This window comes from Caulobacter sp., from assembly GCF_039596335.1.
Classification (GTDB): Bacteria; Pseudomonadota; Alphaproteobacteria; order Caulobacterales; family Caulobacteraceae; genus Caulobacter.
The window spans coordinates 269,571-284,259 of sequence record NZ_JBCNJZ010000002.1; the positions used below are offsets into that span (position 1 = coordinate 269,571).

The following is a 14,689-nucleotide window of genomic DNA, read 5'->3' on the forward strand; positions in this document are numbered from 1 at the left end:
TTCTGTGATGGCGACTGCCGCCGATAAGCGGCGGGCGCTGAGAGGCATGCTGGGCGACCCGCGTTTTTCTTATGGCCCCGCGCGAGAGGTCGAGAGCGCGGTTTTCGGCGTGCCGCCTACGCTGCCGCTAGACGTACCTAAACCATCCCTTGATGCGATCCTGGCTCGCGTGAGCAGGCGAGCGAAAGCAGGTAAAGAAAGGGAATCCTGCCTGCAGGTCGTTAAGCTACTTCATGGCGAGGCGGTGGAGCTAAATCTCTGCGCTACCGAAGAACCTTTCTTGCCTCTCCAACTCGGCCTGGGGATTTCGACCTCTTTCTGTGCCGGTTTAATTCTATCTGATCAGCATCGTGTCTGGGTTCCGGCTACTAACTATCGGCGAACGCCATTGGGACGGGAGGCGCTACGATTCGCGTTCTCCGTGATGCACGAGCAAAGCCGGGCGTTGAACGACGACCTCCGCGCAGCTGAGTTATCCTTCGTCCAGTTCCCCCATCCGAAGCGATCGGCACGGCGGTGCACAATCACTGTCGCCGGCGAGATGCGCCTCTTCTCGTACGATCAGCTCTCAGAAATGGTCAGAGAGACGTATCTCATATGGGACGATGTGCGGCAGGAACACGAAGAACGTCGTAGAGCGACGGGCACCGACGGCGCCGATTGGTGGGGCTGAAAGCTTTCGTCGCAGCCCGCGTTGCCTCCCAGTTTGCGTCCGACTAAACGCCTGCGGCTTAACGTTTGTACCCCTTAGGCGAAGCCCAGACCTCTCAGCCAGGCTGAATCTGCTGCTGTCTTGCAAGCGTCGCGGGGCGCTCGTCGACTAGCGGAACCGAAAGTTGCTTGGGGGGATGCCGTACATCGAACAACCTGTCGCGATCAGCTCGTAGGCCTTGCCAGCAACCCGGGTCAGCAGAAAAGCTGCCGAAGCATCAAGTTTTTGGCGGGCTTGCTAGCCTGACGGTGATCAGGCAACGGGTCTCCATCTTTGCCTTGTCCGCGCCCCTGATGCATTTGGCCAATGCCTCGCTGTTGCGAGCAACGATTGCCCGCGTCTTCTCAAACTCCCGCCAACGCTGCGGGTCAGCAATAGCCAGCAGCCGCTCTCCAGCTGACCACATGTCGCGGCGAAGCACGTGTGCCGCCCTTTTCTCCGGCCACGCCCAGGCGGCTGGCGCGGCATTGACGATCACGGTCGAGACGCTTGCGTAGAGAATTATGCCAGCGACGACACCAACCGCCGCCGCTTGAACCAAGCGCCAGTTCTGCAAGCTCGCCAGCCGTGCACGATCAATCCATCCATCGAGATCGCGAGTGGAGCGTTGAAGCGCCTCCTGAGCCTGGTGGACCGTCGCGCGGTCCTGCCGTCGGGCCTCTTCCCCCGCCGCCGCGATCTGCCGCGCCAGGTCTGCCGGGCCCAGGGCGAAGGATGGACTGGTCATCACCTTGCCGAGCCGTCCGACCGCCACCGACACGCCCTTGGCGATCTCGCCCAGCGTCTCGCTGTAGTCCGGCGCTGGCGCCCGTTCGGCCGCAAGCCCAGCCACAGCGACATTCAGCAACGCCACCTCCCGGCGCAGCGCCTCGAAGGCCACCGCCGCATCGGCTGGCTCTCCGGCTCCAACATCCTGCTCCATCACCTTGCCTCCTAGATGCCAAGCCCGCGCCCACGACCAATGCCGAGGTATTCCGAAAGTCCCTGCCCCACGCTGCGTCCCGTGTTCGAAGGCAAACCAAGTTCGGCCCGCCGCCCGCGCAGCAACGACTCCATCTGCGGGTCGCGCTCCAGGCTCTTGGCCATTGCGCCCATGCGGTCCTTCACCTGGCCGGCGCCGGTCATGTCGCCCGCGCGATGCAGGTCTGAACGCTGCCGCTCCAGGCCCTGCCAGCGCTCGACGAAGCGGTCGGCCCGCAGACGCGGATCGGCTCGAACCTCTGCTTCAAGCTGAAGGACCCGGATCGCCCGCTGGGTCCGACCCGAGGCGGTCTCGCTGGCCAGCCCCGGCTCTCGCGCGTAGGCCCGTTCAAGATCCTTGGCCGCATGCGGGCCGATCTTTCCCAACGCCCCGCGCGTCTCTTCAAGCGCCCGCAGCTGGTGGGCGAGCACAGGCAGGCCGCGGTCGTTCATCCGCAGGACGTCGGCCGCGGCGCGGGCGTGGCGCTCGATCGCGCGGTGCTGGTCGAACTGGCCGACCTCCCGCGTCGGTGCCACCGGCTGCCGCGTCGGGCTGGCGGGCCTGAACCCGTCGAACATCCCGCGCTGGCGTTGCGGCGGATCGTTCGAGCGCATCGACGCCGGCACATGGATGTCGCGCCGTTCGGCGAAGTCCCTGGCCATGTCCTTGGCCCGCTCGCGCGAGAGGACGCGGGTCAGCTTGCCGAGATCCTCGAACTCGTCGCGACCGTAGTGGATCTGGACGCTGTCGCGATGGCGTGAGAGGGCGACGTAGGCGCCGTGGCGATCCATCCCCGGTGTCGCCAGAACGTGGGCGCGATCGACCGTGACGCCCTGGCTCTTGTGGATGGTGGCCGCGTAACCGTGATCGACCTCGGCGTAGTCCTTCAGGTCGAAGACGACCGATCGCCCCGCGTCGAGCCGCACCGCCATCTGCGTGGGTGAAACCTGCTCGATCTCGCCCAGCATGCCGTTCTTCACGCCCAGCCCGCGATCGTTCTTCAGGAACATCAGCCGATCACCGGTCGCGAACGACCGCTCGCCGCGCTCGGCCTTCAACGTGACGTCCTCGCCCAAGGCGCCAGCCTGGCGCAGCCGCTCGCGGGCGCTCAGGTTCAGCTCGCGCACCTCATCGTTGGTGTGGGTGAGAATGATCCGGCTCTTGCCCGGCTCGGCCACGCGATCGCGATCCCAGCGCTCGACCAATCCCTCGCGCGCTTGGTCGCGGGTCTCGGCGGCATGGACCATGCCGCGCGCCTCGTAAGCGGCCAGCGCCTCGCCCGTCCGACCGGTCGCCAAATTCCGCGTGGCGTCGCGCTGCCAGTCCTCATGCTGCCGACGGACCTGAGTGATCTCGACGTGGCTATGGCGCTCGGCGATCGACCGGAACGCCGCGCCGGCCTCGATGGCCTGGAGCTGCTCAGGATCACCGACCAGCACCACCTTGGCCCCGGCCTTCTCAGCGGCCGACAGCATGCGCTCCATCTGCCGCGAGCCGATCATGCCCGCCTCGTCGATGACCAGCACGTCACGCGCGTCGAGCAATTCGCGGTCTTTCGCCCACTGATGTTCGAGGCTGGCGATGGTGCGCGAGGCGATGCCCGATCCACCCTCCAGGTTCTCGGCGGCAATCCCCGAGAGCGCGAGGCCTTGAACGCGATAGCCGGCGTCCTCCCAGGCCTCGCGCGCCACGCCCAGCAGCGCCGACTTGCCGGTGCCGGCGTAGCCGACGACGACGCCGAGGTCCCGGCCCTCGGTGACGTGCGCGAACGCGGCTTTCTGCTCGCCGGACAGAACGAGACCACGCTGCTCGGCGCGCGCCAGGGCGCGCCGTTGTTGCAGCTCACTGACGCCATGCCCCCGATGCTCCGCCATCACTTCACTGGCGCGATGCAGCCGATCCTCGACAGCAATCATATCGCGGCTGGTGAAACGGTCCTGGCCGCGCCCGTCCTGACCCAGCGCCACCAACTCGGGGGATGTCCGCACCGCGCTCATGGCCCGGTCGAACTGATCCTTGCCGTCCGAGTGGCGGTGAATGAACTTCGCCAGATCCTGCTGCGTGAACGTCGCCTGCTGGTGGGTGATGGCGTCCAGGGCAATGCGCGGATCGGCGATGATCCTGTCGCCGTTCTCACGGGCGATGCGGTGATGATCTTCGAGCCGCTCGGTTTCGACGCCTTCGTCGGCCATACGCCCAGCCGCTGGGCCGATCTTGTTCTGTGGCTCAAGGTCGATGCCTTGGTCTTCCAGGCTGCGATGATCGATCCGCGCGTCGATATCGAGTTGCGCCAGCCGCTCGTTGACGTGGTCGGCCCAGGCCTCGCGCCAATGCTCGACCAGTTCGGTGCGGTTCCAATCCCGCACCTTTGCGCCGAAGCCCTCCTCGCCGACCTCGCGCATGGTGAGCATGACATGGGCGTGGGGCTTGGCCAGTCCGTCCGACCCGATGTCCCAATGCACATTGAGGTCGGCGACCATCCCGCGATCGACCATCTCGCGTTGTACGAAGTCACGGGCCAGCGCGACGCCCTGCGCCTGATCCATCTCGCAGGGAATGGCGAACTCGACCTCGCGCGAGAGCTGGGCGTCCTTGCGCTTTTCGCCGGCCTCGACGGCGTTCCACAGCGTGGCGCGGTCGGAGAACTGCTCGGGCGCGCTGTCCGGCAGCATGATCTCGGAATGGACGACGCCGCTCTTGTTGGTGAAGTCGTGGTCGCGATCCAGCCGCTCGTCATGCAGCCGCGAGGCCGAGCGATAGGCGGCCGAGGCCACAGCGCTGGCCCCGGTGGCGCGGCTGATGACTTTGACGGAGAAGTGGTAGATCGCCATGGCGACAGACCACCTACGCCCTCAAGCGCACGTCGGCACGACGTATAAGCGCGCCCTCCCAAGAAAGAATCTCGGGAGGGACCGGCCCGTCCCAGTGTGTTCCGGCGACCTTACAGCATTCCCGGATCGACTGCTTTACGATCAGCGCATCATCGAAACCTGGAGACTTGGGATGCGCAAACCACGTGACTTCGACGCCGAACTGAAGAGCCTCGAAGACAAAGCCAAGACCCTGAAGGATCGTAAGGTTCGGCAACTTGGCGAACTGGTAATCGCCACGGGCGCGGACGCCCTCGACATCGACACCCTGGCGGGCGGGCTTCTCGATTTGGCCGACGCCGGAAACGCCGCTCGCAAGGAAGGTTGGAGGAAGCGCAGCGCGGGGTTCTTTCGCGGCGGGAAGGACGGCGCTCCGCCAAGCGCTGGCGGCGAGCAATGACGCCGAGCGCCGAACGAGGGCCGCGCGCCACCGCTTGGAAGCGCGGCGAGCGCGCATGGACACGCGGGCCTGGGTGGTGAAGCGGAGGGAGCGCACCCGCCACCTGATCGAACTGGGCGGCCTGGTGCAGAAGGCCGGCCTCGTCGATCTGACCTGCGACGATCGCGCCGCCCTCTACGGCGCGTTCACGTTCCTGGCGACCATGCTCAAGGCCGACGACGCCGAGCACACCCTGGCGCTCTGGCGGCGTGGCGGGAAGCGGGCGTTCGAGGCTCAATCCCGCCCGGCGTCGGAGATCCGCTAAAGCGATCGTCAGCCCTTATCGCGGCTTTCGTCGTCGGCCATGGCGCGCACGAGATCGAGGACTTGGCGACGGACCCGGCCTCGGCCGATCTTCGGGAACATCTCGGCCAGTTCCAGGCCTTCGGGCGTGTTGAGGAAGTCGGTGACGATGCGTTCGGCAGCGGCGCCGACTTCGTCGACCTCGTTGGCCGTCGGGTCGGCCAGACCATCGAAGAAGTATGACACCGGGACCTGGAGCGTCTTGGCGATATCGTAGAGCTTGCTGGCGCTGACGCGGTTGGCGCCCCGCTCGTATTTCTGCACCTGCTGGAAGGTGAGGCCCAGCGCATCGGCGAGCGTTTCCTGGCTGATACCCAGCATCTTGCGGCGCATGCGCACGCGGCCTCCGACGTGGATGTCGACGACGTTGGGCGTGCGAGCTTCAGGCGTATCGGTCACGAAAGTCTCCATGGTCGGTTCGCCGGCAACGCCGCCGATCCGCGAAAGGGCTTGCGGCGCAGAAACGCCCGCAAGCGTGGCTTTTCAAGGTCGTTCTCCACTCGCGCTAGTCGCGTGTGGATTTCGACGCGTCCGGATCAATCGGCGATGCTGGGGGATGTCCAAGTACGATCCCCTGTCGGGTCATCTGCGTCGCCAGCGTCAAGACGAACTCGAACTGACCTTCGCCGAGATCGAGCGCATCCTCGGCGCCATGCTTCCCAAGAGCGCGGCCCGCCAACAGTGGTGGGCCAACACCACCGATCCCTACACCAGCCAGGTGCAGCGCAAGGCGTGGGGCGACGCCGGCTACGACGCCTTCCTCATCGCCGGCAAGGACCGTGTCCGCTTCAAGCGCGTGCGCTGACAGGGCCGCTTGGCTGAGCCTGTCCGGCCGACCACCGAGCACGCGGCCATCGACCATCTTCGCTCGGAGACAAGACGCCCTGGATCGCTTGGTGGAACAAGGGCCGGACGGGCTGGTGCGCGTCAAGGGGACGCCCTGCGGGCGTCTCGCGGAGCGACGGCGAAGCCGCCCTTGACCCGCACCAGCCCGCCCGGCAGAGGCTCTCCAAGCGCTCCAGGGCGAGCACCGACCGTTCCGGTCCTGGCTCCCGCAGGTTGGGGTTGGCAAGGCAGTCGCCGGAGGGGGCGCTGCTAGCGCTTGCAAACGGGCGCCCCGCAGTTTGGACAGCGGGCGGTACGCAGTTCCTCCATCGTCGCCTTGAAGAGGTCGTAGCCGTCGCCCTGCTGGTGAACCATGACTCTCAGCGCCACTTCCAGCTTGGCGACGACGCCGTGCATGTCGTTGGCGCGCACAGCAGGAAGGGCTTCCAGCCACGCCTCCCGCTGGTCGAACAGCGATTCCATCTGCTTGTCGATGGCGTCCATCTCTTCGGAGGGCAACAGCTCCCCGCGCTCCTCGGGCGTCATGCGTTCCCAGCGCTTCTGCCGCACCAGAATGGTCTCCAAGTCCGACCAGCGCAGGCCCAGCCGATCAATCTCCGCGTCGAGCGCCAGCCACTCGGCGCAGCGCGCCACGGCGTGGTCTGACGGTGCGCTGCCACCGGCGCCACCGACCACGGGCGCGGCGCTGGCAGCGCCGATTACGACACGCCGGGACACGGCGAATGGCCCCTTGTCGTCAGACATCGGGATGCTCCGCTTTGGACAGTTTGGATGCAGGACGGGCGCGCTCGATCAGATCGACCGTTCGCGAGATTTCATAGAGCGCGTCGGCCAAAAGCGACTGGACGTCGGCGATGGAGAGACCGAGGTGACGCGCGATCAGCGCGTAGTCGAACTCCCTGATATGATTGAGGAGGAACACGTCTCGTGTTCCTCTGCGAAGGCGCAAGACCGCGTAGGACAAGACCTGCTGGCCGTTGTGTGGATCGAAGGTCCGGCCCCGCCAAAGACTGGGATATCGCCAGCGCCACCATTGGCTGACGACAAGCGGCCAAGGCAGGTGGAGACGGGCCATCACGCTATGCCCTCTCGACAAATATCCGCCCTGGCGGCCTCGATGACGGCGTCAATGAGCGCGCGGACAGTCGTGCAGGCCTCCGCCCAACAGACCGATACAATGGCCTCCGGCGACATCTCTGAGATGGCGTGGACCTTGTAAGGGCTCAGCAGCGCGGCCAGTCCGGGAAGCTGGGCGGGGACGGCGGTAAAGCCGGCGCGTCGTGCGAACCGGAGCACCTTGACGAGGTCGTGCCGGAGGTAGACGCGGTTCCAGTCGTCGCTGATCCCTCGGTCGAGCAGGTACGCTTTCAGCGCCAGTTCGATGGCGATGGCCAGGAAGTAGCGGGCGCCTTCGGGGTGTCGCGTCAGCACCGCCTCGGCGCCTTGGTGGAAGCCAGTGGCGTTACGGCGAAACGTCGCCGCTAGGGGGCGGTCGGCGCCGTCCCGTCGTCGCGGGACGCGGCGCGTCACTTTCCACCGGAGAAGGCGGTGAGGTCGCGGACGGCGCGGGTGATCAGGCCGTGGGCTTCGGGATGGTCTTCCTCGAAAATCAGGCGCGCAGCCACTGAAAGGTTGGCGATAACGGCCTCGACACTCCTGGCGGGCTTGGGCCGCATGGTCTTCAGCAGGGCGTGTCCCTCGACCTCCAGCACATCGAGCCGCGCGTCGATCTCAGAGAGCCTGGCACCTTCGGGGATTTCGGCCTGCTGGGCGAGCGTGAGTTTGTACCAACTGCGGTGGGTGATCAGCCAGCCTTCCAGCGTGCCCCATTCAAGTTGAAGGCGACGCTGCTCCGCGTCGATGGCCAGCCACCGACGACAGATGTTGATCGAGGGCTCGGTTGCCTCATGGGGCGCTGGGTTGGCCACAGTCGCGCAAGCAGCAGAGCTGCCAACTATGATTGCTCGTCTAGAAGGTTCCTGAAGGCGCGCAGCTGCACGCCCCGCCTTTCGACGTGACTCCATAGCCTGGACCCTATAATCATGGGTGACAATTTTATTATCACTCGGCATTCCAGTGAGGTCAATTATAAAATGATCACGCACGATAATAAAATTATCGCCTCGTGATTACCGCCGAACAGATCAAGGCGGCTCGCGCTCTCTTGGGCTGGAGCCAGCCGCAACTGGTGGCGGCCTCAGGTGTCTCCCTACCGACCATTGTTCGCATGGAGGGTGCGGCCGGTCCTGGCCGGAGTTCCGCCGCCAATGTGGATGCAGTACGCCAGTCGTTGGAGAATGCCGGGGTGACGTTTTTGTCGGCTGACGAAGCTGGCGGCCCGGGTGTGCGCCTGAAAAAATAGCGGAGCTAATCCGAGGCCTAGGACGGAATTCGCGGCGCCAGGGGCGCAGCCAGCTTCACGAAGGTACGTTCTCACCTTCGCTAGAGGCGCCTAGAGCCTGTCTTTCTTCCCCAGAGTACGATCTGGCCCCGCGAGGTCTTGCCGCCAGCGGCGAGCAATCCAATTCTGGCCCATCCAATGCCTTCAGATCCCAGTCTGTGGAGCTTTAAACGATGGCCGACCTCGACCGCATTGTCCGCCTGAAGACCGTGCTGGCGCGCACGGGCCTGAGCCGCTCGACCCTCTATCGGAAGATCGGGGAGGGCACCTTTCCTCGGCAGGTCCCGATCAGCGTCCACGGTGCGGGATGGCACGAGTCTGCGATCAACCGTTGGATTGCCGATCCGGCAGGGTATCGTCCGGACGCTAGTTAGCGCGCTCTGTGCCTCGTATGCGCCACAAGGGCCAGAGCCTATCCGTTGTCACGAACGGGCGACCTGCCAACAGGTCAGCGCCAGGCGCCGCTGTCGGGATCCCACGTTCCCCTCGCGCCTTCTGGTGTGGCTAGGCCTGCCAACACAGGGCCAAAGAACGTGCGCAACTCGGCCTGTAGTTCGGGGAAGGTGGGTGGCGTCAGTGCTGGCGGAGTGCGTCGAAGAAAGCCCGTCCAAAGTCCGCGCTCCTCTTGGATCACGGCAAAGGCTTCGGTCAGACCGATGGGTAGGTCTGTCGGGTCTGCGGTTTCGCGACGCCGTAGCGTACCGGCGACTGCGGCGACCACGTTGGCCAGATCCAAAGGAAAAGTGCGCGTGGTGACCCAGATGTCGTGGAAGTCCTTGATCCGGCCATTGGCTTCGCCGAAGCGGATCATCGCTTCGAACTTTTCGGCGACAACGGTCTCTGGCGGATACATCAGGATGTTCGCCTGCGGTAGGCCTGGCAACAGGCCCGGGAACATCTCGCGCTTGGGCGCAGGGTGCACGTTGTCGCCGAACCCGATGTCGACCAGAACGGTGATCAATGCACCGGCTAAGGTCGCCTTTAGGCTGAGGGTGGCGCCCTGGTACTTATCTGCTTCGCGGACCGGCTCGACTTTGACTGTTGAGGGATCGAAGCGGATGCCGTCGTCGGGAAGTTCGACTGCACAGATAGAGGCGAACAAGGCCCGGAGCGCTTCGGGATCGGCATCACCCTGGCCCAGAAGATCTAGATCGCCGGTTGGTCGGGCGACGTGTTCGGGCCAAGTCACGAATAACATCGCGCCCTTGAGGACATATCGTTCGGCCGCCTGAGTCTGGCTAAGGCGGAACAGCAGCCGTTCGATGGCGTAGCGCGTCAGGACACGCCCGAAGTCGTCACCTTTGGCCTTTGCGTGAGCCAGCAGCCTGGCGCGGATGGAAGCCGCTGGGTCCTTGATGATCTTGCCCTTCATTGGAGTGCCCTAATGAACGGCTCGATCCGGCCGACTACGCGATTGATTCCCGCAAAGAACATGAGTTCGCTGGGTGTGGTCTTGCGCTGGCGCAGCGCATCGCGCAGCGCCTCGATGGCTACATCCTCACCGATTTGGCGGCGGTGCTTGAAACAGTCAGTCACAGTCTTGGCGACGCTGTAGATGGGGACGTCGACGCCCTCGATCCGTGCATGCTCTACGCCTGCGGTCAGGACCTGCCCGGTGGCGCGAACGATCTCCAGGCGCACGCTGGTAATCGAGGGTGTGCGCGCCTTATGTGGTATTGTTAGCCAGACCGCATGCGGAAGTTGGGTGGTCAGTTCGTGGTGGCGGAGAGCACTCAGCAGGCTGACCACACCGTTGGGTACCAGTCGAGCCGCCTCGGCCAGATCGTGGGCGACGTCGGTACCTGCTTGTTCTGGATCCTGGTATAGTCCGCGTCCTAGTTTGAGCAGGTCGCCGGAATCCGTAAGGCGCTTGAGATAGGCCAGCGGAATGCCAGCGGCCTTGTAATCCCGCGCTCGCGCGATCCCGCGCTCCCGGGTCAGGCTGAGTGCGCGCTCGCGATAAGTTCTATGACCGTCAGCCATGTTGTTACCTATTGTCGGCAAAAATCTCTGTTTGTCGACAAAAGAAAACGGTTTGGATTTCTTCATTGAGGTCATATATTTCTTATGACCATGAGCAAGTCCAGCCCAGACGATTTAACGCCTAAGCACGTCCGCGCCGCCCGTGCGCTTCTGGCTTGGTCTCAGCAGGATCTGGCCAAGGCGGCGGGCGTAGGAACCTCGACGGTTGCGGACTTCGAGCGCGGATCGCGCACGCCGGTGGCCAACAACGCCCAGGCCATTCGAACAGCCCTAGAGGGCGCCGGCGTCACCTTCCTGGCAGGGGGCGCGGTGATTGGCCCCGTCGTGCCAGGCTTCGCGTCCGCAGGTGTCGACGCTGGTGAGCCGGGGACGCCTGTGCGTTGGGTAAGCGCTCAGGATCTTTCCGAATGGGGCGACCGTACGGACGGGGCCGTTAGCCTGCCGACACTGATCGCCAAGCTCGTCCAGGCCTCGCTCGACCCGGCGACAGAACTGCGCTTCCCGTCCGATGAGGGCGTGCGCCATCCGGGGTGGGACGGCATCACCAAGGCGGTGACGGGAAACGCTTATGTGCCCAAAGGGCGCGCGGGTTGGGAGCTTGGCGTCCAACGCCGCAACATTCAGCAAAAGGCCGAGGGCGACTACGCTAAGCGCACTGAAGATCCGGCCGATCTCGATCCGGCGACCGATGCCTTTATCTTCGTAACCCTGCGTCACTGGCCGCAAAAGGACGTCTGGGCCAAAGCTCGACAAGACGAGGGACCTTGGCGCGAGGTTCGAGTCTACGACGCCGATGATCTTGTTCACTGGATCGAACAGAACCCGGCAGTGGGCCTGTGGATCGCCGCGCGCCTAAACAAGCGCCCGCCCGGCACGCGCGAACTCGAAGAGGTCTGGGAAGAGTGGTCGCTCGCAACAGAGTGGCGGTTAACCGAGGACCTCGTGCTCGCCGACCGAAGCGAGGACGCGGCCGAAGTCCTGCGCTGGCTTCGCGGTGCGCCGTCGGTCCTGTCCCTACAGGCGACCACTACCGACGAGGTGGCGGCTTTCGTTCACGCGACTCTCGCGGAGCTGCCGGCCGACGTCGCGGCGACCTATCGCGCCCGCACCCTGGTCGCGACTACGCTAGACGCCGCGCGAGCGCTGATGAATGCCCGCGCGCCTCTAGTACTGGTGCTTACTGAACCCGATCCGGGCGTAGCGCGCGCGCTCGTCAAGCGAGGACACTATGTGCTCCTGGCCTACGACGAACGCCTGATTGGCCGGGGCGAGGTCCGAGCCCTGGCTCGTCCGTCTCGCGATGGCATCGCTGGGGCCTTGGAGGCGTCAGGCATGGCGGAGCCACGCGCCCGAGCCCTCGCCCGAGACAGCGCCCGTAATCTGGCCGCCCTTCGCCGTCTTATTCCCGGTGCGCCTGGGCGCCTGCCGCGTTGGGCAGAAGGGGCGCCATCCACGGCGCTGCTGGCAGCGCTACTGGCTGGCGGATGGGACGAAACCTCCGATGGGGATCGGGCACGCCTGGCCGATCTTGCCGATCAACCTTATGACGCGGTGATTGCCGATCTTGCGCCCTTACTCGGGGCTTTCGACAGTCCGGTGCAGAAGGTTGGACCCGCCTGGCGCATCGCTTCGCCATCCGACGCCTGGTTCCTGCTTGCCCACCACCTGTCGCCTGCGATGCTCAGCCGGTTCGAGGCTGTAGCCCACGCTGTGCTCGGCGCGGCAGATCCCCGCTTCGAAATGGATCCTGATGAACGGTGGATGGCCGGCGTCCACGGCGTCAGGCCCGATCACTCGGGTCTGCTGCGCCATGGGGTTGGGCAGGTGCTCATCCTGCTGGCGCTTTGGGGCGGCAAAGTACTAGCCGTGTCCGACGCCGCGCGCCGCGCCGACGTCATCGTCGCCAAGCTCCTGCGCGACGCCGATGCACAACGATGGTGGTCGCTGTCCAGCGATTTCCGTCTGCTGGCTGAAGCCTCACCTGAGGCGTTCCTTAGCGCCGTCGAAGACAGTCTCGATCAGGAAGAGCCGCCGATCAGCGCCCTGTTCGGCCACGACGAAGGCGGTCTCTTCGGGTCTGAGCACCTGTCAGACCTGATGTGGGCGCTGGAGGCGTTGGCATGGTCGCCCGACTGGATGCCAAGGGTCACGCACGCGCTGGCGCGGCTGGACGCCATCGACGTCAAGCCGCGCAAGTACATCAATGGCCCCATGAGCAGCCTCGGCAAGATCCATCTGCTGTGGCTGCCGCAGACGAACGCCAGCCTGGAGCAGCGCCTCCGCGCCCTAGACCTGATCCGCAAGCACGAACCTGTTGCGGCCTGGAAGCTCATGTTGCGCATCTTGCCAAGAGGCCATGACAGCGCGGACCCTTCACCGCTTCCCCGCTGGCGAGATTTCAGCGTCGACAAGCCCGAAGTCGTGACGTGGAACCTAATCGGGCGTGGCGCAGCCAAGATTACCGATCGCCTAGTCAGCGATGCTGGCGCAGACCCAAGGCGCTGGGCTGAGCTCCTTGAGCGACTGAACGACCTTGCGCCAGATCCGGATGCGGCACTTTGTGCGCTTGAGACCGTCGCGCCCACCATCATCGACAAGGCCGATCGTACCTTTCTTTGGGACAGGCTGCGTCGCGAGTTGCATCGCCACCGCGAGTTCGTCGATGCAGAATGGTCTTTAGACCCGGTGGCGCTCGACCGTTTGGAAGTAATCTATGACCGGCTAACGCCCGCCGACCCGCTGGAGCGATCAGCTTGGCTATTCGAGAACGGCGTGGCTCTGCCCACGCCAACTCGGGAGGGTTGGGAAGCCGAGCAGCGCCAGATCGACTCCGCCCGGCAAGCTGCTGCTAAGGCCCTTTTCGCCGAAGGCGGAGCAGAGGCGGTGCTGGGGTTGGCGCGATTAGTTGATACCGGAGGCTATATCGGCAAGGCGCTCTACGACGCCGGCGTCTCGACAGTTGATCTGGACCCAGTGCTGGAGATGGCGGCTCGCAGCAGCGACGCCCGTGAGCGCAACCTCGCTCATGGCCTGATCATTTCAATGTTCCGCGATCGCAAGGAACCGTGGGCCGTTGAACTCATCGGCCGGGCCCGGCGAAACGCTTGGGGCGCCGAAGCGCTGATGACCATACTGCGAGCCATGCCGGCCTCGCGATGGACTTGGGATCAGGTTGCCGCCATCGGTGGCGACTTCCAAGTAGCCTACTGGCGAGGCGCGCCGGTGTTCTGGATTGACGAGGACATCGACGCGGTCTGCTACGCGATCCGCCAGTTGATCGATGTTGGACGAGCGCGCCACGCGCTGGCCCTGGTTGGGCGGCGCAGTAAGGGCGTGCGTTTGCCGTCGCCGCTGCTGATTGAGGTTCTTGAACAGGCCGCGAAGCAGCCGTTCGACAGGGCCGACGACGGCAACGAAGCGACGATGTTCCAGCATTATGTCGCCGAGACCCTGTCGGAACTCGACAGCCGCGACGACGTCGATCGCCAGGTTCTGGCGATGCTCGAATGGAACTACCTTCGAGTTCTGGAATACTCACGCCGTCCGGCCAAGGTCCTACTAAGCGTGCTAGCCGAGCAGCCCAAGCTGTTCATCGAGATGCTCAGCACCATTTTCAAGGCAAGCGATGATAGCGGCGTAAAGGAGCCCGAGCCGGAGAACCCCGAACAGGCCCGCGCAATCGCCAATCAGGCTTATCGACTCCTCGACCTTTGGGATCACATACCGGGACGTCGCGCCGACAACACTATCGATGGCATGGTTCTAGAGGCCTGGGTCAAGGAAGCCAGAGCCCTGGCCAAGGTCGCTGGGCGAGCCGAGATCGCCGACAGCAAAATCGGCCAAATGCTTTCCGCCTCACCGATGGGGGCCGACGGGAACTGGCCGGCTGAGCCTGTCCGTGATGTGCTCGACCTATTTCGTAGCAAGCCAATGCTAGAGGGCTTCAGCGTTGGTAAGGCCAACCGCCGGGGCGTCACCAGGCGCATGCCCGGCGATGGTGGAGATCAAGAGCGTGCGTTGGCGGCGCAATATCGAGCGTGGGCCAAGGCCATCGCCATCGAGTCTCCGCACACCGCAAAGGCGCTCGATGGACTGGCGGATCGCTATGAATGGGACGCCGCTCGTGAGGACGAAGAAGCCGAGCTCCGCGACTGGTCCTATTGACTCCCGCCTT

General features: G+C 64.8%; 15 protein-coding genes. 6 read left to right on the top strand and 9 right to left on the bottom strand.

All coding sequences use genetic code 11. The features are described from left to right. The first annotated feature begins 7 nt into the window (after positions 1–7). Complete coding sequence (locus ABDW31_RS05390) at positions 8–673, top strand: hypothetical protein (protein WP_184715237.1); 666 nt, start codon at positions 8–10, stop codon at positions 671–673. A 256-nt stretch (positions 674–929) separates the two neighbouring features. Here the strand turns inward: ABDW31_RS05390 and ABDW31_RS05395 are convergent, their stop codons facing one another. After that, a complete protein-coding gene (locus ABDW31_RS05395) occupies positions 930–1,634 on the bottom strand; it encodes a DUF6118 family protein (protein WP_343698418.1) in 705 nt (234 codons plus the stop codon). 11 nt (positions 1,635–1,645) lie between these two features. Further along, entirely contained in the window at positions 1,646–4,504 is a 2,859-nt protein-coding gene (gene traA, locus ABDW31_RS05400; RefSeq protein ID WP_184715241.1) for a Ti-type conjugative transfer relaxase TraA, read from the bottom strand. Between traA and ABDW31_RS05405 the strand changes: the two genes are divergently transcribed. Together ABDW31_RS05405 and ABDW31_RS05410 are read left to right on the top strand one after the other, a co-directional pair. Then, entirely contained in the window at positions 4,503–4,943 is a 441-nt protein-coding gene (locus ABDW31_RS05405; RefSeq protein ID WP_343698419.1) for a conjugal transfer protein TraD, read from the top strand. The genes traA and ABDW31_RS05405 overlap by 2 nt on opposite strands. Before the next feature lie 55 nt (positions 4,944–4,998). After that, positions 4,999–5,247 carry a conjugal transfer protein TraD gene (locus ABDW31_RS05410; RefSeq protein ID WP_184715244.1) on the top strand — a complete coding sequence of 83 codons (249 nt, stop codon included), beginning with the start codon at positions 4,999–5,001 and terminating at the stop codon, positions 5,245–5,247. 8 nt (positions 5,248–5,255) lie between these two features. On the opposite strand, the gene ABDW31_RS05415 is transcribed toward ABDW31_RS05410, so the two are convergent. Continuing rightward, complete coding sequence (locus tag ABDW31_RS05415) at positions 5,256–5,684, bottom strand: helix-turn-helix domain-containing protein (protein WP_184715246.1); 429 nt, start codon at positions 5,682–5,684, stop codon at positions 5,256–5,258. A 157-nt stretch (positions 5,685–5,841) separates the two neighbouring features. Here ABDW31_RS05415 and ABDW31_RS05420 point away from each other — a divergent pair, with 157 nt between their 5' ends. After that, a complete protein-coding gene (locus ABDW31_RS05420) occupies positions 5,842–6,090 on the top strand; it encodes a hypothetical protein (protein ID WP_184715248.1) in 249 nt (82 codons plus the stop codon). Between the two features lie 290 nt (positions 6,091–6,380). Here ABDW31_RS05420 and ABDW31_RS05425 read toward each other — a convergent pair whose 3' ends face one another. From ABDW31_RS05425 to ABDW31_RS05440, 4 genes are all read right to left on the bottom strand, one after another. Then, a complete protein-coding gene (locus ABDW31_RS05425) occupies positions 6,381–6,875 on the bottom strand; it encodes a hypothetical protein (protein ID WP_184715249.1) in 495 nt (164 codons plus the stop codon). Continuing rightward, positions 6,868–7,206 (bottom strand): sigma factor-like helix-turn-helix DNA-binding protein, encoded by a 339-nt coding sequence (locus ABDW31_RS05430; RefSeq protein WP_184715251.1) that lies wholly within the window; start codon positions 7,204–7,206, stop codon positions 6,868–6,870. Before ABDW31_RS05430 ends, ABDW31_RS05425 begins: the two co-directional genes overlap by 8 nt. Next, positions 7,206–7,562 carry a hypothetical protein gene (locus tag ABDW31_RS05435; protein ID WP_343698420.1) on the bottom strand — a complete coding sequence of 119 codons (357 nt, stop codon included), beginning with the start codon at positions 7,560–7,562 and terminating at the stop codon, positions 7,206–7,208. The genes ABDW31_RS05430 and ABDW31_RS05435 overlap by 1 nt, the downstream gene beginning before the upstream one ends. A gap of 95 nt (positions 7,563–7,657) precedes the next feature. After that, complete coding sequence (locus ABDW31_RS05440; RefSeq protein ID WP_343698421.1) at positions 7,658–8,059, bottom strand: hypothetical protein; 402 nt, start codon at positions 8,057–8,059, stop codon at positions 7,658–7,660. A gap of 646 nt (positions 8,060–8,705) precedes the next feature. On the opposite strand from ABDW31_RS05440, the gene ABDW31_RS05445 reads away from it, so the two are divergent. Then, entirely contained in the window at positions 8,706–8,906 is a 201-nt protein-coding gene (locus tag ABDW31_RS05445) for an AlpA family phage regulatory protein (RefSeq protein WP_184715258.1), read from the top strand. Positions 8,907–8,980: 74 nt separating this feature from the next. Here ABDW31_RS05445 and ABDW31_RS05450 read toward each other — a convergent pair whose 3' ends face one another. Both ABDW31_RS05450 and ABDW31_RS05455 read right to left on the bottom strand, forming a co-directional pair. Next, on the bottom strand, positions 8,981–9,904 hold the full coding sequence (locus ABDW31_RS05450) for a nucleotidyl transferase AbiEii/AbiGii toxin family protein (RefSeq protein ID WP_184715260.1): 924 nt from the start codon (positions 9,902–9,904) through the stop codon (positions 8,981–8,983). Continuing rightward, positions 9,901–10,581 (bottom strand): type IV toxin-antitoxin system AbiEi family antitoxin domain-containing protein, encoded by a 681-nt coding sequence (locus ABDW31_RS05455; RefSeq protein ID WP_221444594.1) that lies wholly within the window; start codon positions 10,579–10,581, stop codon positions 9,901–9,903. Before ABDW31_RS05455 ends, ABDW31_RS05450 begins: the two co-directional genes overlap by 4 nt. A gap of 24 nt (positions 10,582–10,605) precedes the next feature. Here ABDW31_RS05455 and ABDW31_RS05460 point away from each other — a divergent pair, with 24 nt between their 5' ends. Then, a complete protein-coding gene (locus tag ABDW31_RS05460) occupies positions 10,606–14,679 on the top strand; it encodes a helix-turn-helix transcriptional regulator (RefSeq protein WP_221444595.1) in 4,074 nt (1,357 codons plus the stop codon). Positions 14,680–14,689 lie beyond the last annotated feature (10 nt).

Excerpts from the sequence above, each read along its gene's own strand:
- traA (WP_184715241.1), bottom strand. The coding sequence starts at position 4,504 with ATGGCGATCTACCACTTCTCCGTCAAAGTCATCAGCCGCGCCACCGGG.
- ABDW31_RS05445 (WP_184715258.1), top strand. The coding sequence starts at position 8,706 with ATGGCCGACCTCGACCGCATTGTCCGCCTGAAGACCGTGCTGGCGCGC.
- ABDW31_RS05450 (WP_184715260.1), bottom strand. The coding sequence starts at position 9,904 with ATGAAGGGCAAGATCATCAAGGACCCAGCGGCTTCCATCCGCGCCAGG.
- ABDW31_RS05410 (WP_184715244.1), top strand. The coding sequence starts at position 4,999 with ATGGACACGCGGGCCTGGGTGGTGAAGCGGAGGGAGCGCACCCGCCAC.
- ABDW31_RS05390 (WP_184715237.1), top strand. The coding sequence starts at position 8 with ATGGCGACTGCCGCCGATAAGCGGCGGGCGCTGAGAGGCATGCTGGGC.
- ABDW31_RS05420 (WP_184715248.1), top strand. The coding sequence starts at position 5,842 with ATGTCCAAGTACGATCCCCTGTCGGGTCATCTGCGTCGCCAGCGTCAA.
- ABDW31_RS05425 (WP_184715249.1), bottom strand. The coding sequence starts at position 6,875 with ATGTCTGACGACAAGGGGCCATTCGCCGTGTCCCGGCGTGTCGTAATC.
- ABDW31_RS05430 (WP_184715251.1), bottom strand. The coding sequence starts at position 7,206 with ATGGCCCGTCTCCACCTGCCTTGGCCGCTTGTCGTCAGCCAATGGTGG.
- ABDW31_RS05395 (WP_343698418.1), bottom strand. The coding sequence starts at position 1,634 with ATGGAGCAGGATGTTGGAGCCGGAGAGCCAGCCGATGCGGCGGTGGCC.
- ABDW31_RS05455 (WP_221444594.1), bottom strand. The coding sequence starts at position 10,581 with ATGAAGAAATCCAAACCGTTTTCTTTTGTCGACAAACAGAGATTTTTG.
- ABDW31_RS05405 (WP_343698419.1), top strand. The coding sequence starts at position 4,503 with ATGGCGACAGACCACCTACGCCCTCAAGCGCACGTCGGCACGACGTAT.
- ABDW31_RS05460 (WP_221444595.1), top strand. The coding sequence starts at position 10,606 with ATGAGCAAGTCCAGCCCAGACGATTTAACGCCTAAGCACGTCCGCGCC.